Origin of the sequence: Shewanella sp. HL-SH4 (assembly GCF_051164845.1) — a bacterium.
Taxonomy (GTDB): domain Bacteria; phylum Pseudomonadota; class Gammaproteobacteria; order Enterobacterales; family Shewanellaceae; genus Shewanella; species Shewanella glacialimarina.
This window is the reverse complement of sequence record NZ_CP195037.1, coordinates 2,014,062-2,034,884: the sequence shown is the minus strand read 5'-3', so window position 1 is coordinate 2,034,884 and position 20,823 is coordinate 2,014,062. Positions and strand designations below refer to the sequence as shown.

At 41.6% G+C, this 20,823-nt stretch carries 18 protein-coding genes and 1 pseudogene; 11 read left to right on the top strand and 8 right to left on the bottom strand.

Annotated features, from left to right (window positions below; genetic code table 11):
• Positions 1-18: 18 nt before the first annotated feature.
• Positions 19-444: an acyl-CoA thioesterase gene (locus tag ACRWQL_RS09920; protein WP_434953273.1), complete on the bottom strand. Its 426-nt coding sequence runs from the start codon at positions 442-444 to the stop codon at positions 19-21.
• 198 nt (positions 445-642) lie between these two features.
• Here ACRWQL_RS09920 and ACRWQL_RS09915 point away from each other — a divergent pair, with 198 nt between their 5' ends.
• Entirely contained in the window at positions 643-1,683 is a 1,041-nt protein-coding gene (locus ACRWQL_RS09915; protein ID WP_434953272.1) for a hypothetical protein, read from the top strand.
• A 35-nt stretch (positions 1,684-1,718) separates the two neighbouring features.
• Here the strand turns inward: ACRWQL_RS09915 and mtnC are convergent, their stop codons facing one another.
• Complete coding sequence (gene mtnC / locus ACRWQL_RS09910) at positions 1,719-2,396, bottom strand: acireductone synthase (protein ID WP_226412089.1); 678 nt, start codon at positions 2,394-2,396, stop codon at positions 1,719-1,721.
• 216 nt (positions 2,397-2,612) lie between these two features.
• Between mtnC and ACRWQL_RS09905 the strand changes: the two genes are divergently transcribed.
• The 5 genes and pseudogenes from ACRWQL_RS09905 (at position 2,613) to ACRWQL_RS09885 (ending at position 8,327) form a co-directional block, all read left to right on the top strand.
• On the top strand, positions 2,613-3,779 hold the full coding sequence (locus ACRWQL_RS09905; protein WP_434953271.1) for an alpha/beta hydrolase-fold protein: 1,167 nt from the start codon (positions 2,613-2,615) through the stop codon (positions 3,777-3,779).
• A gap of 100 nt (positions 3,780-3,879) precedes the next feature.
• Entirely contained in the window at positions 3,880-4,329 is a 450-nt protein-coding gene (locus ACRWQL_RS09900) for a dCMP deaminase family protein (protein ID WP_434953270.1), read from the top strand.
• A gap of 351 nt (positions 4,330-4,680) precedes the next feature.
• Positions 4,681-5,010 (top strand): c-type cytochrome, encoded by a 330-nt coding sequence (locus ACRWQL_RS09895; protein WP_434930774.1) that lies wholly within the window; start codon positions 4,681-4,683, stop codon positions 5,008-5,010.
• Positions 5,011-5,171: 161 nt separating this feature from the next.
• Positions 5,172-6,898: pseudogene (locus tag ACRWQL_RS09890) on the top strand (DUF3373 family protein).
• Between the two features lie 46 nt (positions 6,899-6,944).
• Positions 6,945-8,327 carry a tetrathionate reductase family octaheme c-type cytochrome gene (locus ACRWQL_RS09885; protein WP_434953360.1) on the top strand — a complete coding sequence of 461 codons (1,383 nt, stop codon included), beginning with the start codon at positions 6,945-6,947 and terminating at the stop codon, positions 8,325-8,327.
• 121 nt (positions 8,328-8,448) lie between these two features.
• Here ACRWQL_RS09885 and hutI read toward each other — a convergent pair whose 3' ends face one another.
• Positions 8,449-9,675: an imidazolonepropionase gene (hutI, locus tag ACRWQL_RS09880; protein ID WP_434953359.1), complete on the bottom strand. Its 1,227-nt coding sequence runs from the start codon at positions 9,673-9,675 to the stop codon at positions 8,449-8,451.
• 115 nt (positions 9,676-9,790) lie between these two features.
• Here hutI and hutC point away from each other — a divergent pair, with 115 nt between their 5' ends.
• From hutC to ACRWQL_RS09860, 4 genes are all read left to right on the top strand, one after another.
• Positions 9,791-10,498, top strand: coding sequence for a histidine utilization repressor (gene hutC, locus ACRWQL_RS09875; RefSeq protein WP_434930773.1), 708 nt, complete (start codon positions 9,791-9,793; stop codon positions 10,496-10,498).
• A 107-nt stretch (positions 10,499-10,605) separates the two neighbouring features.
• A complete protein-coding gene (hutU, locus tag ACRWQL_RS09870) occupies positions 10,606-12,294 on the top strand; it encodes a urocanate hydratase (protein WP_434953269.1) in 1,689 nt (562 codons plus the stop codon).
• Positions 12,294-13,832, top strand: coding sequence for a histidine ammonia-lyase (gene hutH, locus ACRWQL_RS09865; RefSeq protein WP_434953268.1), 1,539 nt, complete (start codon positions 12,294-12,296; stop codon positions 13,830-13,832). The genes hutU and hutH overlap by 1 nt, the downstream gene beginning before the upstream one ends.
• Before the next feature lie 331 nt (positions 13,833-14,163).
• A complete protein-coding gene (locus ACRWQL_RS09860) occupies positions 14,164-15,438 on the top strand; it encodes a mechanosensitive ion channel family protein (RefSeq protein WP_434939632.1) in 1,275 nt (424 codons plus the stop codon).
• Positions 15,439-15,484: 46 nt separating this feature from the next.
• Here ACRWQL_RS09860 and ACRWQL_RS09855 read toward each other — a convergent pair whose 3' ends face one another.
• From ACRWQL_RS09855 to ACRWQL_RS09835, 5 genes are all read right to left on the bottom strand, one after another.
• Positions 15,485-16,036, bottom strand: coding sequence for a 1-acyl-sn-glycerol-3-phosphate acyltransferase (locus ACRWQL_RS09855; protein WP_434939633.1), 552 nt, complete (start codon positions 16,034-16,036; stop codon positions 15,485-15,487).
• Between the two features lie 165 nt (positions 16,037-16,201).
• A complete protein-coding gene (locus ACRWQL_RS09850; RefSeq protein WP_434953267.1) occupies positions 16,202-16,669 on the bottom strand; it encodes a DUF2489 domain-containing protein in 468 nt (155 codons plus the stop codon).
• Between the two features lie 69 nt (positions 16,670-16,738).
• Positions 16,739-17,296, bottom strand: a complete 558-nt coding sequence (gene yihI / locus ACRWQL_RS09845) for a Der GTPase-activating protein YihI (RefSeq protein ID WP_434939634.1) — start codon at positions 17,294-17,296, stop codon at positions 16,739-16,741.
• Between the two features lie 55 nt (positions 17,297-17,351).
• A complete protein-coding gene (locus ACRWQL_RS09840) occupies positions 17,352-18,014 on the bottom strand; it encodes a methyltransferase domain-containing protein (RefSeq protein ID WP_434930766.1) in 663 nt (220 codons plus the stop codon).
• 812 nt (positions 18,015-18,826) lie between these two features.
• A complete protein-coding gene (locus tag ACRWQL_RS09835; RefSeq protein ID WP_434927762.1) occupies positions 18,827-19,447 on the bottom strand; it encodes a c-type cytochrome in 621 nt (206 codons plus the stop codon).
• 254 nt (positions 19,448-19,701) lie between these two features.
• On the opposite strand from ACRWQL_RS09835, the gene yihA reads away from it, so the two are divergent.
• Entirely contained in the window at positions 19,702-20,373 is a 672-nt protein-coding gene (gene yihA / locus ACRWQL_RS09830) for a ribosome biogenesis GTP-binding protein YihA/YsxC (RefSeq protein WP_434953266.1), read from the top strand.
• The last annotated feature ends 450 nt before the right edge of the window (positions 20,374-20,823 follow it).

The window sequence follows — 20,823 nt, the reverse complement described above, 5'->3', positions numbered from 1 at the left end:
TTCATACGCTTTTCCTTATTATTTAGCATAAAGCGTTAACGCATTAAGTAATGGCGCAGTTAGATCGGCTTTTTTACCCGTTTTAAAGTTAAACATCACGACTTTAGCCCAGCCTTGGGTTGTCACAGCTTGTTGTGCTTCACTGAATGCAGTGTAGTGCATGGTAAATCGATCTGCTTGAATATCACTAATCGTCACACCAATAATTAAGGTATCGGGAAAGGTTACAGGGCGTTTATAGCGTGCGTTAGTTTCACTTAAAACAGGGCCAACTCCCGTTTTATGTAAGTCTTCTAGTAAGTTTATTTGATTAAAAAAGTCTAATCTGGCAGTTTCGAAATATTTGAAATAAACAGCATTATTGACATGCTGTAGGGCATCCATTTCGCCCCATGCGACTGGGATCTTGGTGTGGATAGGGTGTTCAGCGATAAAGTCTTCCATGTGGCTTATCCTTATTCTTATAAGTTGGTATAAGTTTTTTTAAACGATCGTTTAATATATAACACCAATTTAGCAATCATTGATACTGACAACAAGTATAAAAACACGTTATGTTATTGTTTTGCCATTAGCTTAAATGGCTGCTTTTATAAATAACGTATGTATTCTGATGCGATGGCCAAAGTGAGTAAGAAAATCATGTTTGCACGAATAAAGTCGTTTAAGTTGCCAGAAGCTGCCGCAATACCCAAATTAGTATTCCAACAGCTAATTAGTCGATTGATTGTACTGCGTGATCAATTGTCTATTGCGCAAAAATTCTATCTGCTTGCCATTTTGTTACTTATTTTTAAGCAGCCATTAGCTTTAGTTGCACTGGTCAGTTTACTCGCCATATTGCTAGAGTTTTGGCCTATCTTTGAAAAGGTTTGGCATAGCCTAGCGGGTAAAGCGGTACTGCTATTGTTTTATGCCATAATCGCTAATTTTGCTCTGGCAAATGCCAGCGCTGTGGTTAACGATGTTGTGGGCGTGCCAGCTCAACATTTTAATTACACTCATAACTTTGCTATTTTGCTGTATATCCCTGCCTGGTTCATTATTATCAGCGGGATCGTGATGTTTTTAGTGCAGATTATGTCACCCGCTTACTTCTTATTTATATGGATATTGAGGCCATTAGGTATCAAGTCACCTCAATTTATACATCATAGTACTTTTCGACGTAGTACATTTTTAGTCCGAGTGATGCTGTCTTTTGTGGTGATTTACCATTTGTGGATGTTATTAGGTGTTGATTTAGAAGGTAATATTGAAGATCCTGACAGTCCAGTGTCTCAGGTGCTAAACCAGCAAGATGTAAATATGAGAGAGGATATATTAGACCAGCTTGAACAACCTCAAGCCAAAGACAATCTCAGTGCGACAGATGATAAGCAACTAGAGGGTATGAACCTTAATATCAATATATTTCAAGAGATTGACTTCAAGCAGGTCCACCACAATTACTCTTTAGGGGTGCGTAAGGCGGTAGCATTATTTGCTTATACATTCGAGGCAGATAACTTGTCCCGTTGTGAAAAATCGGCAGATTCACACGTTGTAGAATTGAATGATTATGAAATACTGGCAATAACACGCAATAGTAATGCTGTTTATGATTATGACTTTGTTATTAAACCATGTGTTTCAGTTGCTTTTGGCCGAATGCTGCCAAAGCCAGTGAATCAAGTAGAGTGATAATGCTTCCCCCACCTTAATAGCGGGGGAAAGTGTTACACAGACAGTTCATCAAATGTGGTAATGGTTTTGAATTTAGCCGTGTTGGCACTTGGCTCTCTTACCATTTGGCAAGTCATTAACCCCGCAGCTTCTGCGGCTTGTAACTCTTCCACTCTATCGGAAATAAACAGCAGCTGTTTTGGTTTTAAACTGATGGTGTTACAAATGTTGCTGTACGCCTGCTTGTCTAATTTATTACCGGTACGAGTATCAAAATGACCGCTAAATTTAGCGGTTAAATCACCTGAGTCGGTATGACTAAACAGTAATTTTTGCGCGTCGACAGATCCAGATGAAAAGCTATAAATACGCAGGTTTGCGTTAAGAATTCGGTCAATATTGTCGATGAAATCTGGATAGATATGGCCTCTAAATTCAGAGCGGCTATAGCCTTGTTTCCAAATCAATCCCTGCAAGGTTTTTAATGGAGTCAGTTTACGGTCTTCATCAATCCATTGGCATAAAATTTCATTCACACGGGCAAGATCTGCTTCAGGTTCAAGCGCGATATCTTTCACATCACTAATGCAGTAATCAACCAATGCATTACTTTGATTTTGTTCAAGAAAATCTGCCATTGCTTTTTTGGAGTAAGGAAATAATACATCCTGAATAAAGGTTAGATCGGTAGTGGTACCAGCGGTATCAACGATGATGGCTCTAATACTCATAATGTTTTGTGACTCCAAATAAACAAATTAACTTGCCTATGATCCTATGCTTTATTGCGGTTAATGGCTAGTTTAATTGCATTATCTAAGCTGAGGATTTGTTGTAAGTAAATCATAAATCACAACAAATGTTTGAAAGTTGTACGCTCAGCTTTTGGGTGTTAAGTTAGGTTCAACTGATTTACTCATTTGAGCTACCTATTTTCAAGGACGAATATGATTCAATCCCTACGTTGTTATTACTTTTTAGCGCTCATGTTTTTTATTGCCATACTCTGGTCAAGTCAGCCTTATGCTAAACCCGCTTTCCCCGTTTCTACCACCGAAGAACTTAAGGTAACGTCCACTTTACTGGGTGCTGAGTCGGCCAATTTCATGGTGACTTTGCCACATAATTATCAACAGTCGCCTAACAAACGTTATGTTGTTCTGTTGGATTTCCATCCAAGAAGTCATTTAATGCTGGTAGGAATGCACGACTGGATGAGCCATAACGGCGGTTGGCCATGGCCTGAAACGATTATTATTACCGCACCGGATGGCCATCAAGCCTTGGGGAGGTTAAAGCAGCGTGCAATAGAGCAACAAGGTGATCAGGCACTACTGGACTTTTTTGAGCAAGATTTACTGCCCGCAATTGATAAACGCTATCGCACCAACGGCTTTCGTATTTTTAACGGCTTTACTGGTAATGCTGGTTTAGTGCTCTACAGCTTAATTAATCGTCCAAGCTTATTTAATGCCTATATTGCTGCTAGCCCAGTGTTATCAGCAGACTTTGCATATGTGCTAAATGACGCGCCAAAAAAGCTTAAAAACATGCAGGGCAAACCAAGGTTTCTATTTGTTAGCACCAGTGATAGTGACTTTGAGCAAAGACAACTAGATTCATTTGCTAAGCTTGAAGGTATCATTCAAACCAATGCCAATAGTCAATTGAACTATCAAATAAAGCGTTTTGACGGCAGTTATTATATGACCCAACCGATACTGGCTACCGCCAACGGTATTGAGATGATATTTAATGATGTGCATAACACGGTTAAACCTGACTCAGTTATCGGCAAGCAGGGCGCTAAAGCGATTGTTGAGTATTATCAGCACTTGTCAAAACAGGTATATGGTTTTGAGGTTTCTGCTGTTGAATCGTTAACCTTATTAGCTGACAGTCAGTTAAAAACGGATCCTCAAACCGCGTTAAGTACTTTTATGCTAGCTATTGAAACTTATCCTAAAGAGGCGGGAGCACATGCCGCCCTAGCTGAAGCATATATTCAATTAGGCGAGGTCGATAAGGCTAAAGATTCACTGAGAAGTGCGCTTAGTTTAACTGAGCATCCATTTTATTTGGATAAGTGGACTAAAATGCTAGAGAGTCTCTAAAGTATTACTTCATCAGATATCTTAGTAGTATGATTTATTAATCAGGTATGATGTTTTATCGAATAAGATTGTTATTTGTCATTCATTTAGGGCTTTTAGTATGATTTCAAAGTGGGCAAAACGTTTTTTTCAAATGGCTGAGTTAGTGGGCTCTTGGAGTAAAGATCCGTCGACTCAAGTGGGCGCGGTGATCACCAAGCATAATCGTATTGTGTCTGTTGGCTTTAATGGTTATCCACACGGTATTTCAGACAGTGCTGAAACCGACGACCGGGAAATGAAGCTGCTTAAAACATTGCATGCCGAAGAGAATGCGATTTTATTTGCTAAGCGAGATTTGGATGGGTGCGATATTTGGGTGACGCATTTTCCTTGCCCTAATTGTGCAGCAAAAATAATTCAAACAGGTATTACTGGCGTGTTTTGTCCTGAGCAGAGTGAAGATTTTCTTTCTCGTTGGGGAGAGAAAATTAAAATTAGCCAGGAAATGTTTTTACAAGCGGGAGTCGAAGTGAATTGGCTGCCGATAGATGAGTTGAATGAAAAGTAAACTTTAATTTCACGATAAAAAATCGCCCGCATGGGCGATTTTTTACATTTTATCCCAACCTTTATTATGTAATACAATGGGTTTTGCATTTTCTATCTTATTGCTTTCAATGAAACATTTTCCCTAGCGTACCTTGTTGTTTAACCAAAGACTGATTTGTTCTTAAAAATAGTAATGCTATAAGTATATCTATTAGATTTTTATCAATAATATTTTTATCAATTAGATTTTTTGCATGAATATGATCAACATCAAATAATCATCTATCACTTTTGGGTAACATCATTAACAAGGCGGATAAATGAGGGTTTATTTTGCTTCAGTACAAAAATAGCAACTTTAGAGGTACAGATGATGAAATCAATACAACAATTAGGCGTAATAATCGCGGTGATATTAACCCTAGGCAGTACAGCAATGGCAGCTGATGGCGGCAACCCTAAAAAGGGAAAACATCTTTATAAAAAAGAGTGTAAAGCTTGTCATAGCGCAAATAGTGAAGGGCCGGAGTTAACGCCAATGGCAAAAACAATGGCTCAATGGGATAGATTTTTCACACGTGACCAGCACAAGTCAAAACCTGAAGTTTTTAAAGCGCTATCAGAACAAGAGCTAAAAGATATTCAGCAGTTTTTGTATGACCATGCAGCAGACTCTGACCAGCCTCAAACCTGCGGCTAACTCTTATATAGCTGATGTTATTGGTATGTTTTAGATAGCACACCATCAGCAAACCCAAATAAATGTAGAAAAAACGAGGATTAACCTCATGGATTTCTGCACCCTAAATTTAGCTAACTCGATTGATTTATCAAGGTTAGCATAAAAAAGGAAGCACTATCATGCGCACCTTAATATCAATTTTAGTGGCAAACGTATTAGCAATAAGCAGCGTGGCTGTTACCGCAGACACGTTACAAGTAAACGATGACGCGCAAAAAATTGCTGAGCTGCAACGCCAACTTGCGGACATTACCGATGAACTTGACGATATTAATAGTCGAGTCGATAAAACCGAAAGGCATAGCGCGTTAGATAGAATTAGCATCACCGGTGACTTTAGAACCAAAGTCCACTCTTTGCATTACCAAAATGTCACCTGGAACCCTGCAATGAATGTCGATTTTTCTGACTTTGGCGGTAAGGCTATGTCAGGAGCATTTGGATCGCCAACCGATGCAAATTCCCCCTAGGGCAGATGATGATGGCTAATCCTGATTTGGCTCAAGCATTTCAAAGTGGCCAATTGCAAGGTGTGATGCCCTATGTTTTAGCACCTAAGACGATGCAAGACATAGATAATGACTTGTTTTATACCACGCGCTTACGCTTAGATTTAAAAGCCAAGGTTTGGGATAACGTCAGTTTTTCTGGTCGCTTAGCTATGTATAAAAATTGGGGCGACTCAACCGGTACACAGGTTTTCGACTCTTGGAGATCATTCACTATGGACGGGACCAGCAGCGGTAGCACAAGCGGCGACTGGTTAAGAGTAGATCGTGCTTATTTTGATTGGCGCAATATTGGTGGCAGCGAAACGTATTTATCTATTGGCCGCCGACCATCTACCTACGGCCCACCAAGCCATTACCGTGAAAATGAAATGCGTGGTGGTACACCGTCAGGGCATTTAGTGAACTTTAACTTCGACGGAGCGACTTTAGGTTACAACCTAGGTGAAATTACCGGTATTGATGGTCAGGTAGTGCGTTTTTGTTATGGTCAGGGCTTTGAATCTCAGTGGGGAAATGGCGAAATGTTTGGTGATATTGTGACCAAAGATACTCACTTAGGCGGCTTTAATATTGATGTCATCAATGATGGTAACCACTTCCTGCAACTTACCCTTTTTGGTGCGAAAGATGTCAATGATGGTTTTAAGGGCACGATGGCATTTCCAACGCAGTTAGCGGGTATTTTTGCCCCTACCATGTATCAGGATATGCAAAAGTTTGACAACTTTAACTTTGTCACCCGCGTGCAACCTAGTGGTGTCATTGGTGACATGTATTTAGGGGGTATTGGTTATGCCTATGAAAGTGATGACGACATTAAGGTGTTTGGATCACTTGGATGGACACGCGCTGAGCCCAATGGTAATAGCGGGTTATTTGGCGGCATGTTAAGTGATGCGGTATTTGAAGCTGAGCTTAATAGCACAGGTACAGAGATTATTATGGTGCCTAAATATGCAGATGATCGTTCATCTAAAGATGGTTATGGCCTTTATGTTGGCATGCAAATACCTGCCCCCTTTGGCAAATTTGGCTTGGAATATAACTATGGTTCTGAATATTGGACGCCATTTACTCAAGCACAGGATGATCCCGTTGGTAGCAAGCTTGCCACACGTGGTCACGTGGGCGAGGCTTATTACATTTTTGACATTAATCCTCGTATGTTCATCAAGTTAGCCGGACTTTATTACGACTACGAATACACTGGCAGCGGCACGCCTGTTGGCGCACCGCAGAAAATTAATGACGTAATGGCAGGCACTGCATTCTCGATGTTGCCTGTGGTTGATACGGCTTTTGATGTTAATGCCTCATTAACCGTTAATTTCTAATCATGGTGTCCCAGCTTACTGGGACAAGGAGTGTACGATGAAAACCATGACCTTATTTATGGTGCTTGCATTAAGTAGTCCGCTTGCTTATGCAACATTTGATCACAAAGAAGCGATAACAGGGCCTTTTGCTCAAGGTACTGATGTGACATCTCAATGTATTGAGTGTCATGAAGATCATGCTAAAGAGTTTATGAAGTCATCACATTGGACCTGGGAGTTAAAGCAAGAACTCCCCGGAAGAACCGTAATGCGCGGCAAGAAAAATAGCATTAATAACTTCTGTGTATCTATAAGTGGTAACGAGCCTCGGTGTACCAGTTGTCATGCGGGCTATGGTTGGAAAGACAATAGCTTTGATTTTTCTGATATGACAAAAGTGGATTGTTTAGTGTGTCATGACACCACGGGAACGTACGTCAAAGAACCTGCTGGAGCAGGAGAGCCTATGGCTAAAGTTGACCTCACGCGGGTAGCACAAAATGTTGGCCAGCCAGTGCGAGATAACTGCGGTACATGTCACTTTTATGGTGGCGGTGGCGATGCGGTCAAGCATGGGGATTTAGATTCATCCATGTCTTATCCAGATAAAGCGACCGATGTTCATATGGATACCGACGGTAATGATTTTCAGTGTCAAACCTGTCATACCACCGAAGGTCATCAAATTACCGGTAATGCGATGGGCGTGTCGCCTGGAGGACAAGATCATATAGGTTGTGAAAATTGTCATAATAGTGCACCACATCAAAATAAAAAGCTCAATACCCATACTGCTGCGGTAGCGTGCCAGACATGTCATATTCCATTTTTTGCTAAAAATGAGCCGACTAAAATGCGATGGGACTGGTCTACCGCAGGAGAGAAGCGACCAGAAACCAAAGATGAATATGGCAAAAGTACTTTCATGAACAAAAAAGGCAGTTTTGTGTGGCAGAAGAATGTGCCGCCAGAATATGCCTGGTACAACGGCACAGCTGATGCCTATATGGCGGGAGATAAAATTGATCCTAAAAGTGTGGTGAAACTAACCTATCCATTGGGCAATATTGGTGATGCAAAGGCTAAAATTTACCCATTTAAAGTCCATGCGGGTAAACAAATTTACGACACTAAGCTCAATATTATTATTACCCCTAAAACCTTTGGCGAAGGTGGATACTGGGATAAATATGATTGGGATCTTGCCGCAGATTTAGGCATGAAAGCCAATGCCACTATGGTTGAAAAAGGCTTGAGCTATAGTGGTCAGCATGACTTTGTGGAAACTGAAATGTGGTGGCGTATTAACCACATGGTCTCACCTAAAGATCAAGCTCTACAGTGCAGCGACTGCCATTACAAAGGTCAGCGCTTGGATTGGAAAGCATTAGGATATGACGGCGACCCAATGAAAAACAAACAAGGTAAACGTCATGCAATGGAGTAATTTTAAGCTATTCCTGAAGGCATTGTTTAGTTTCTAGGTTACCTAGACTTAATATTACCAATAATAAAAGAGCTTAAACCGACTAGCGATTTAAGCTCTTTTTATAGCGGATTATGTGGGTTTACTGCTGAATAATTTGACCCGCTTTAATGACTTGCTCGCAAGGGTTTACCCCAAAAGTGTAGGCAAGCTCTGCTGGTGAACTTATATCCCACAAACAGAAATCGGCTTGTTTGCCTACCACTAAGCTGCCTACTGTGTCTTCGATGCCCAATGCTTTAGCGGCATTAATGGTTAAGCCTTTAAGGGCTTCTTCAGGCGTTAGGCGAAATAATGTACACGCCATATTCAGCATCAATTTGGTTGAACAAATTGGCGATGAACCAGGGTTAAAATCACTGGCGATAACAATGGGTACTTTGTATTTACGCAGCAATTCAATCGGTGGCAATTTGGTTTCTCGTAGAAAATAATAGGCACCAGGTAGCAGTACCGCACAGGTACCGTTTTGACTGAGGGCTTGTACGCCTGCTTCATCTAAATGTTCAATATGATCGACAGACAAAGCGCCGAGTTTGGCAGCTAATTCACTACCACCAATATTAGACAATTGTTCGGCATGCAGCTTTATTGCTAAGCCGGCTTGTTTAGCAGCTGTCAGTACTCGCTCAGTTTGCTCAAGATTAAAGGCGATGCCTTCGCAAAACACATCTACAGCATCAGCAAGATTATGCTTAATCACTTGTGGCAGCATCTCATCAATGACTAAATCGACATAAGCATCAGGTTGGGTTTTATATTCTGCAGGAATGGCATGGGCGCCTAAAAATGTGGTTTTCACATCGATATGGTGATGCTCGCCGAGTTCCCGCGCAACCCTAAGGAGTTTTAATTCGGTTTCGGTATCTAAACCATAGCCAGATTTTATTTCAATTGTGGTAACGCCTTCTTTAGCAAGCGCATTTAAACGCTTACGCCCCAGATTAAATAGGGTTTCTTCATCGGCTTCACGGCAGGCTGTTACGGTAGAAATTATACCGCCGCCAGCTCGGGCAATATCTTCATAGCTTACGCCTTGTAAGCGTTGTTCAAACTCATTGGCGCGGCTGCCGGCAAAGACGAGATGAGTGTGGGCATCAATCAAGCCAGGGGTGATCCATTTACCTTTACCACGGTAAATCGGCGTGGCTAACGCATCAAACTCAGGGAGATCTGCGCGAGGGCCTATCCAGGCTATTTTGCCGTCTTTTACGGCAATGGCTGCACTTTCAATCGCGCCATATGGCACTGATGATGCTGTATCCATAGTGGCCACGTTGACATCAATCCACACGTGGTCCCAGTTCATAGCCATGTTCTTTACTCAGTCTTTTGATTGTTAATCAAACAATACTTGATCTCGCTTGTATATACAAGCTAGGATGATATCCCATTATTCCTCATTTCTAGCATTGGAACCGCATATGGCATTGGCAAAATTTGCTGAGATTAAACAATTCATCCTTGCGCGTATTGAGGCGGGTGAGTGGGAAGAGAACGCCCGCATACCATCAGAAAATCAATTAACTGAGATGTTTAATTGTAGTCGAATGACTGCAAGACGCGCATTAACTGAACTGGTCGAGGCTGGCATTTTAGAGCGCACCCAAGGGTTAGGGACATTTGTAGCAGGTCTTAAGTCGCAATCGTCTTTACTGAATATTCGTAATATTGCCGATGAAATTAAAGAGCGCGGCCATGGATACAGTGTAAAGCAGCTAGAGTTAACTCAAATAGACGCCATCGCGCCAATTGCTATCGCGTTAGGATTAGAGGTGGGTAGTCCCGTATTCCACTCGGTATTAGTGCATTGCGAGCAAGGTATACCATTACAGTTAGAGGAACGCTTTGTTAATCCTAACTTGATCCCTGATTACCTAAAGCAAGATTTTAGCCAGCAAACACCCCATGAATACTTATCCCAAATTGCGCCGTTAACAGAAGCGCGCCACACAGTCGAAGCGATTATTGCCACAGAACAAACTCAGCAACGTTTAGAAATAGTGGCCACTGAACCCTGCTTACAAATTACTCGCCGTACCTGGTCACGTAAAGGCGTGGTGAGTTTTGCCCGTTTAGTGCACCCCGGTAGTAAATTTAGATTAGGCGGCCATTTAACCTTTAAGCGTTAACCATAGATAAATAAGTTATTCGCCGCAAGTAAACCGATTAACTAACGAACAACAAGCCGTTAGCCACAGAAAAAATAAAACAAACCGAACAGGTTGAAGAGGAAAATATGGATAAAAGACACGACCCAAGCAGACGAATTATTGCGCCACACGGTACAACGCTAAGTTGTAAAAGCTGGTTAACAGAAGCGGCAATGCGGATGTTAATGAACAACTTACACCCTGATGTAGCTGAGCGCCCGGAAGATTTGGTGGTTTACGGTGGTATTGGCCGTGCAGCAAGAGACTGGCCAAGTTATGACAAAATTATTGAAGTGCTGCAGCGTCTTGAAGATGATGAAACCTTATTAGTGCAATCAGGTAAACCTGTAGGCGTGTTTAAAACTCACAGTAATGCACCGCGAGTGATTATTGCCAACTCAAACCTGGTACCGCATTGGGCTAATTGGGAGCACTTTAACGAACTCGATAAAAAAGGTTTAGCCATGTATGGCCAAATGACCGCAGGTTCGTGGATTTACATTGGCTCGCAGGGCATTGTGCAAGGCACTTACGAAACCTTCGTCGCTATGGCAAACCAACACTTTAACGGTTCATCTGCTGGAAAGTGGATTTTAACCGGTGGTTTAGGTGGCATGGGCGGCGCTCAACCATTAGCAGGCACTATGGCCGGCTATTCTGTATTAACCTGTGAAGTGGATGAAACCCGTATCGACTTTAGAATGCGCACCCGCTATGTAGACAAAAAAGCCAAGTCGTTAGACGAAGCATTAGCCATGATTGATGAAGCCAATAAAAGCGGCAAGCCAGTATCGGTCGGCTTATTAGGTAATGCGGCCGATGTATTTACTGAGTTAGTTAAGCGCGGCATTACGCCGGACGTGGTAACCGACCAAACCTCTGCGCATGATCCATTAAATGGTTATTTACCTCAAGGCTGGACATTAGATCACGCTGCTAATATGCGTAAAACTGACGAAGCAGCGGTTGTTAAGGCGGCTAAACAATCAATGGCTGTTCAGGTTAGAGCTATGTTGGCATTACAAGCCGCAGGCGCTGCAACTACAGATTATGGTAATAACATTCGTCAAATGGCGTTTGATGAGGGCGTTGAAAATGCTTTTGATTTTCCTGGTTTTGTACCTGCTTATGTGCGTCCTTTATTCTGTGAAGGTATTGGCCCGTTCCGTTGGGTAGCCTTGTCGGGTGATCCTGAAGATATTTATAAAACCGATGCCAAAGTCAAAGAGCTTATTCCTGATAATCCACATTTGCATAATTGGTTAGACATGGCGCGTGAGCGGATTGCGTTTCAAGGTTTGCCTGCACGTATTTGTTGGGTGGGTCTTAAAGATCGTGCTCGTTTAGCGTTAGCCTTTAACGAAATGGTTAAAAATGGCGAGTTATCTGCGCCAATCGTTATTGGTCGTGATCATTTAGACTCAGGCTCAGTAGCCAGCCCAAATCGTGAAACAGAATCTATGCTTGATGGCTCTGATGCGGTGTCTGATTGGCCATTAATGAACGCGCTATTAAATACCGCTAGCGGTGCCACTTGGGTGTCACTGCACCATGGTGGTGGCGTGGGTATGGGCTTTAGTCAGCATTCTGGTGTGGTGATTGTTGCCGACGGTACTGATGAAGCGGCTACGCGATTAGGTCGAGTATTATGGAATGACCCCGCTACTGGAGTGATGCGTCATGCTGATGCAGGTTACGACATCGCAAAACAGTGCGCTAAAGAGCAAGGTTTAGATTTACCTATGATTTCAAGTGATAAAGCAGGAACACAATAATGACTAAGCATAAATTCACATTAACACCGGGCACTCTCACACTGGCAGAGCTGCGCCAAATTAGTCGTAATTCTGTTGAGCTAACACTTGCCGATAGCGCCTTTGCTGATATTAATAATAGTGCTGAAATTGTTCAGCAAGTACTGCGAGATGGTCGCACCGTTTATGGTATCAATACCGGTTTTGGCTTATTAGCGAACACCAAAATTGCGCCAGGTGATTTACAGCTATTACAGCGCTCAATTGTGTTATCGCATGCGGCGGGTATCGGCCAATATATGCAAGATGCGACCGTGCGTTTAATGATGGTATTAAAAATTAACTCGTTAAGCCGGGGTTTTTCGGGTATTCGTCTTGAGGTTATCAACTTCCTTATCAAGCTGGTTAATGCCGGTGTTTATCCCTGTGTGCCTGAAAAAGGTTCAGTTGGTGCATCGGGTGATTTAGCTCCGCTGGCGCATATGTGTTTGCCGTTATTAGGCGAAGGCGAAATGAGTTACCAAGGTGAGTTAATTAGCGCCAAAGAAGGCTTAGAAATTGCTGGTCTACAACCTTTAGAGTTAGCCGCGAAAGAAGGCTTGGCCTTACTTAATGGTACGCAAGCTTCAACTGCGCTGGCGTTAGAAGGTTTATTCAATGCCGAAGACTTATTTGCCGCCAGTTCAGTGATAGGTTCAATGAGTGTCGAAGCCGCAATGGGCAGCCGTAGCCCGTTTGATGCGCGTATTCACGCTGCGCGTGGACAAAAAGGCCAAATTGACTCGGCAGCTATTTTCCGTCATTTATTGGGTAATGACTCTGAAATAAGTCAAAGCCATGCAAACTGTGACAAGGTGCAAGACCCGTATTCACTTCGTTGCCAGCCACAAGTATTAGGTGCGTGTTTAACTCAAATTCGCCATGCCGCTGATGTACTCTGTGTCGAAGCTAATGGGGTAACAGATAACCCATTAGTATTCCAAGACACCGGAGATATTCTATCAGGTGGTAACTTCCATGCTGAGCCTGTTGCAATGGCGGCGGATAACTTGGCGATTGCGATAGCTGAATTAGGTTCAATTTCTGAGCGTCGTATGGCGTTATTAATTGATTCTAGTTTATCAAAACTACCGCCATTTCTAGTGAATAACGGCGGGGTAAACTCAGGTTTTATGATTGCGCAAGTGACCGCGGCAGCGTTGGCGTCTGAGAACAAAACCTATGCTCACCCAGCATCGGTAGACAGTTTGCCGACCTCTGCAAACCAGGAAGATCACGTGTCTATGGCAACCTTTGCCGCGCGTCGTTTATGGGATATGAGTGAAAACACCCGTGGCGTGTTGGCAATTGAATTGTTGGCAGCGGCTCAGGGGCTTGATTTTAGAAAGCCATTACAACCCAGTGCTGCGGTAGCCAAAGCGAAAGCCGAGTTACGTGAAGTGGTGACGTTTTACGATCAAGACCGTTTCTTTGCACCTGACATCGAAAGTTCGATTGATTTATTGATGCAAGCAAACTTTAACACTTACTTACCAATGGGGATGATCCCGAGTCGCTAGATGATACGATTCTTGATACCTAGGGTGAGTTGTAAAGCCCTAGGTTAAAAAGTAATGAATAGATAAAGGACCCTGAGGTCCTTTTTTATTGTGATTTTTGGTTTTGTGCGATAACGATAAAGTAAGTGATAAAACACCGCCTAGCCTTGTTTCAAATGAGCAATATCAATATTGTTTAATCTTTCATATAAGTGCTGAAATGATAATGTTAAAATCACGATTTAAAATAATAGTTTGCGGCTGGCTTTAGATGGGTAATTATGGATTTAACTGATTATCGTTTACCCAGTGATTGTTATGTTTAGGCTTATCTTAATGAATAGGATTGAATTTGAATACAAATTGGCGAGTTGAAGTGGCCTCTTGGCTAACAGATTTAGGGATTAATAGTCAGCCTACCGATGGTATTTCTACCTCAGTATTATTGCTCGCGTGTGTGCTTGTGGCAGGCATTGGTTATTTTATTACTCATCATTTTTTTGTGAGTGGTATTAATCGTATTATTCGACGTTCTAGTGTGACTTGGGATGATATTTTTATCCGCTTCAAAATGTTTGAACGTTTAGCTATGCTAGTTCCCCTGCTCATTTTAGACTTTTTATTGCCGATAGTATTAACCGAACATAAAGTATTAAGCTTGTTTTTAGATCGTGCGCTTAGCGCTTTACTGGTGATATTAATTATCCGCGCCATTTACGCCGGTTTGAATGCAGTTAATGAGATAGCAGATGTTAAACGAATTAACCGAAACCTACCGGTTAAGAGCTTTGTACAGCTGACTAAGTTGTTTTTATTTTTTATTGGTCTGATTGTTATAATTTCCGTGTTAAGTGACCGTTCGCCGATATATTTTTTTAGTGGTTTAGGTGTTGCCACCGGTTTGGTGATGTTAGTTTTTCGCGACACCATTTTAGGCTTTGTTGCGGGTATTCAATTAGCAGCTAATCGCATGGTGAGTAAAGGCGATTGGATCCAAATGGACAAGTATGGTGCTGATGGTGCGGTTGAAGAAGTCACTTTAACGACAGTAAAAGTGCGTAATTGGGATAACACTATCACCATGATCCCCGCTTATGCTTTAGTGTCCGATGCATTTAAAAATTGGCGCGGTATGTCAGAATCTGGCGGACGCCGTATCAAACGTTCAATTAATATCGATGTAAATAGTATTAAGTTTCTCAGCGATGATGAAAAAAGCCGCTTATCAAAAGTGAATCATTTAAAAGCTTATATTCCACAAAAGCTGTCAGAAATTACCACGGCAAACCAACTGATTAGCGATCTTGATATGCCAGTTAATGGCAGAAGGTTAACCAACATAGGCACCTTCAGGATTTACCTACAGGAGTTTTTACGCCAGCACCCGAAGATACACAAAGATATGACCCTTATGGTGCGTCAGTTGGCGCCGACAACTGAGGGGCTGCCGATTGAATTGTATATTTTTACCAATGATATTCGCTGGGCATACTACGAGGAGATTCAGGCCGATATATTTGATCATGTTTTTGCTGTATTACCAGAGTTTGGTTTGCAAGCATTCCAAAATCCGACGGGCATTGATATGCGTTCTATCAACACAGTAGTCAATAAGCTAGAAAGTTAGCATACTATAGGGCTGTGAATCGCAGCCCTAGTGGTTATTTGGTTTGTTACTTTTGATAAACTGGAATGGTTTTGGCGTGACGGCCATTAATGGTGCGGTAAAAAGCCATCAATTGATTTATTTCTAACTCTATCGCCCCGGTTGGTTTTAATGCTGTGGTGATAATTATTTTCTTACTGTTAAAATCTAAGCCTACCGGCACAATATCAACACCTGCTTGCAGGGCGATATGATAAAAACCACTTTTCCAGCGTTTAACAGGACTGCGAGTCCCTTCCGGTGCTAATGCAAGTTTGTAATTCGCGTTTTGATTAAATAGCTGAACCGCAGAATCAACCAAGTTATTGTGTTTACTTCTGTCTACCGGGCTGCCACCCATTGCTTTAAATATCCAGCCCCAAGGCGGAAGAAACAATTGATGTTTACCTAAAAAATGGATTGGGGTGTTTAATGCACCGCGCGCCAGAATACCAATAACAAAGTCCCAATTGCTCGTGTGCGGGCCAACGATAATGACACATGATTGGTTATGATTTATATGGCCATCAAACTGCCAGCCAAGCTTGGTGAGTGACCAGCTACAGAAGCGATTAAACATAAGTAACCCTTTATTTTTGACTACCATTAAACGGGTAGCCTTATTATTTTATTATGTATTTTAAAGTAACAAATCTATTTGGATTAGCAAGCGCTTAAGTAGAGCTGGCGCATCTTTCTAGCGGCCTGTAGAGCTTAAATTATAGATCAATTGGTGTTAGGTGAATTAATGTGTAGGGGCTTGTTCGAACTCAGTAATATTTTTGGCTTCTTGCAAAATACTCTCACCTAAGTCAGCTTCAGAGCGCATTCTGGCAAAATCCAGTTTCATACGTTGTTGCTTGGGTAGTGCTTGGCGCGCTTCCATAATAGGATGAGATCTTATGATGTCATAATGGCTGAACAGCTGCGGGAAAAGCGGGGTCACTTGTTCTGTCATTGACAAAGCATCGAATAACTTACCAATACGCATTACTCCTTCAGAAAGCTCGCAGCGGTCCTCTAGCATCGCTGCCGCGATGTAACGAATATCGGTAAGGACTTGTTGTCGGCGCACCTCTGCTTTTGCTAGGCGCTCTTCAAGGGCTTGTTGATTAATGGCAGCTTGGCGTTTCACTTTCAACAACAATAATGCGGCATAAGCACCTAAGGCGATAACGATGATAATGGCGATGATTATAAGAGCGGTAGACACAAAGACTCCTTAATTGGCTGACTACGACGAATAACAAACTGGCGCATTAAGCGCCAGTCGGGAGTTTATTTAGTCTTTGGAGAAATAATCGTTTAAGTGATTCTCACCAGACTCAAACCGGGCTAATAAGTCATCATCAGAATCTGATTTAGCGGGTTTTTTGACTGCTTTTGGAGCTGGCTCAGGTTCATTTAACCCTAAGCGGTTCATTAAATGTTCAATTTTATCTAATTGAGCATCAAGCCACTTTTGATCTTCTGCAGGCAAATCACGGCCTTCTTCTAGCATGTCTAACAAGCTGTTTAGGCGTGGATCATCTTCTAACTTGAGCAACTTTTGCTCGTCAGTCAGTTTAGGTTGCTTAGGCTTATCCTGTTCCGCAACTTTAGATACTTTGACCACAGGTGCTAGTGCTACAGGCTTTTTACTGCCATGACGAGGGTCTGTCGACTTGCCGGCATTAGAGGGTGCACTTTTCTTTAGTAAGGCTTCGTTGTGACGACTTCCAGACTTTCGGCCTGTTTCGCCACGTTTTCCTTCAGCATCTTTACGATCGGCTTTTTTGACTCTAGGTGCAAATTTAGGGCCGTTCTCTCCGCCCTTGCGAGTTTTTTTACTGCGCGCCATGAATTATCTCAGTTACTTTTTAAAACAGCTCACGCCGGCAAAATGCCAACGTGCATTAAATTAGGATGCGCTTTATACCAGATCCTGATGATTTTTGCATCAAAATGAGCGCCTGCGATACAAATAATAGCGTAAATTCGCTATTTTCGGTTAAATATTCGAAAGTTTGTCGTTGATAGAAGCTCACATGGGTAGGATTATTTTTATAATGCCACTTATTAAAATGTCTTAAATCCGTCATCAGTGGGGTACTAATTGCTAACCATCCCCCCGGTTTAACTAAACGAGATAACAATTGCCACTCTTTATTTGGGTGGCGAAAATGCTCAAACACTTTATAACTACAGACAAAGTCATAGGTTGTTTGCAATACACTGTGATCCGCTGCGAAAAAAGGATCGTATTGTTTAACACTATGGCCGGCTTCATTAATTGACTGCAAACATTGTTGATCCAGCACTCGGCCAAAGTTAAGTCCTGATAATGTACCAGATTGTTGTAAATTAATTTGCGCTAAAAGTGGCATTAAGAATTGTGAAAGCTGCCGTTGTTTAGCCCCTTTCTGCGCTCGGCCATAACGTTGCATTTCAATACTGGGTCTTAAATGAGACTTAGGATCTGCCATAACTAGCCCACAATGAGGACAGACATAAAACGCGCGCTTTTTATCCTGCAAAAAAAATTGCGCCTGATGATTGCACAGAGGGCAGGGTATCATTAAATATTTATACACCTATAGAAGGATGTGTCATGACAGTATATAGGGATTTTTTGAGCTTTAAAATCACCAAGATATAAAGTGTAGCTTGAAAAAAAGACAAGAAAAAAGGTGGCAGTAAACTGCCACCTTATAAACAGTGCAAAAAGCACCTTATTCTGATTCCAAGTATCCATGCTTGCTATGCGACTTCCCGGTCGGATCCTTCTTATTTTTTAAGCTTTCCATGCGCTTATTATTATTGGTCATCTATGACGCTTTTTATATGCTCTGTAGTCATCCTAACTTCAGCTTCCGTAGACGGTCATTAATGACACATCATATTCCTAACCGTCATCTGTGACGTGAATTTACTATCCTTGTATAAAGTACCTTCCAGTGATATTCCGCTTCCAGTGAATGCATCCTAAGCATGAGCTTTGTGTGCGAATACAGTTGGCTTCTATCTCTGTTGCGTAAGGCAGTGCTATATAGCATGTCGACCAATTGGTCTGTCCCTTACAAAATATCTGACCTGGACTTCAAACCGAAATCGCGACTCTTTGTTATTATTATTGAGTGGCCGTAAGTATATTATTATTATTGAGTAAATTTATTCTTATATCTTAAATGACAAAGTCCGAGATCTGTTTTTACATTATTATTATTAGCAATAAACAGCTGGGTTCATCTCGGTACGCGGGCTATTTAACCCTAAAAGCGTCAACCCTGTCAAGCATTGATGGTGTGAAGTTGACGTAAACGTAAACTAGCGACCAAAAATAATGGGTCAACCGGACCCATTATTTAATCAGTAGATTTATGATTTAAAACTACTTAATGCTTGAAATATACTTAGATAAAGCTTCCATATCCGCATCGGTTAACTTTTTCGCAATGTCTTGCATCATGCCATTCATATCGTTATTACGGCTTTTTTCACGAAATTTAGTTAATTGAATTTTGATGTAATTAGCATGTTGGCCGCCAAGAGCTGGAAACCCTGCCGCTGCCATACCTTTTGCATCTGGACCGTGACAAGCAATACATGATGTTATGCCGCGAGCCATATCGCCACCTTTGTAAAGCGACTCACCCGCAGCAGGGACATCGGCTACATCAGCCACAATAAGCTTTTGCGATGAGTAATAGGCTGCAAGATCAGCAATATCTTGGTCACTTAACCCGATAGCCATACTGCCCATGATTGGGTCCATACGACCTTGTTTACCACCTGTTTGCATTGCTGCACGAAACTCTTTTAACTGTTTCTCAAGGTATGATGGGTGTTGTCCCGCGAGTTTCGGGTACATATCAATCATGCTATTGCCGTCAACACCGTGACAGGCAGAACATACGAGTGCTTTAGTTTTTCCCGCTTCGGCATTACCTTCAGCCATAACAGGTGATGACATAGCGGCTACTACAGACAGCGCAAGAGCTAACTTTTTCATGGCGTTCCAACTTCTTGTTAATTTATTGTCCTGAGCTTACTAGGATAACCCGCAAGCGTGGTAAAATAGTTTTCCAAGCGACAATTTTGCTTTAAATGAGGCTTTTAGAGTTCATTTAAGAGCTTTTTAAATCACAATATTAAGATTTGCTTGGAGTTATAATGTGATCTGGCTGATATTTTACACGAAAACGTGCAAAAGGCAGCATTTGAAACATAAATATGATGTTAGGTAAACATTTTCTGGAGTAAACCGTGTCTGAATCTCAAATCGACTTTCGTCAAACTAAGTTTTTAATCAGTGCACCTGACATTGCACACTTAGATCAATATCTTCCTGGCGATGTAGGTGTTGAGATTGCATTTGCGGGCCGCTCTAATGCCGGTAAATCCAGTGCATTAAATGCGTTAACCGAGCAAAAAGGTTTAGCCAGAACCAGTAAAACACCTGGCCGTACTCAGTTAATTAACGTGTTTTCTCTCGCTGCTGACCGCCGTTTAGTTGATTTACCTGGTTATGGTTTTGCTAAAGTGCCATTAGCGTTAAAAAATAAATGGCAGCTTGCTTTGGGCGAGTATTTACAAAAACGTGCTTGCTTAAGTGGTGTGGTGGTATTGATGGACATTCGTCATCCGCTTAAAGATTTAGATATGCAAATGATTGAATGGGCGGTGTTCAGTGAAATTCCCGTGTTAGCTTTATTGACCAAATCTGACAAGCTTGCGCAAAACGTGAAGATGAAAACAGTTAACGCCGTGCGTAAAGATTTGTTTAAATTTGGCGATTGGGTTCAAGTTGAGCCATTTTCGTCAACTAAAGGCACAGGTAAGCCAAAAGTGCTGAGTATTTTAAATAAGTGGTGTAATCCACAATGGCTACTTGATCAGCAAGCGCTTGAAAAAGAAAAACAAGAGCAGCATGATTAGCAGCTACTTATCGATAATAAAAAAGCGTAATGTGTTAATCACATTACGCTTTTTTATTGGTATATCATTTTTTACAAGCAAAAAAAACCGATAACCATAGGGCTATCGGTATAAAATTCTTTAGCTCTTTTTGGGGAGAAGCTAAATTCAACAAGACTCAAGTGACATCAACTCAATTTGATGACTCTCAATACAAATATAATAACGCTATTTTTAATTTAGTTAAAGTATTTACTCTAAAAATTTGAATTAAAATTACAAATAATCATTAATTTGCTCACTGTGCAGTTTTAAAGTCACAAATCGATTAAAAAAAACCAAAAAAAAGCCTCAGCAATAAGCATTGCTGAGGCGCCGAATTTGGCTGGTCACTATCGCTAGTGAAATAAAGGTTTGAAAGACTGAACATCTTAACCTCTGTACCCTACGACAAGAATAATACCCTATTGG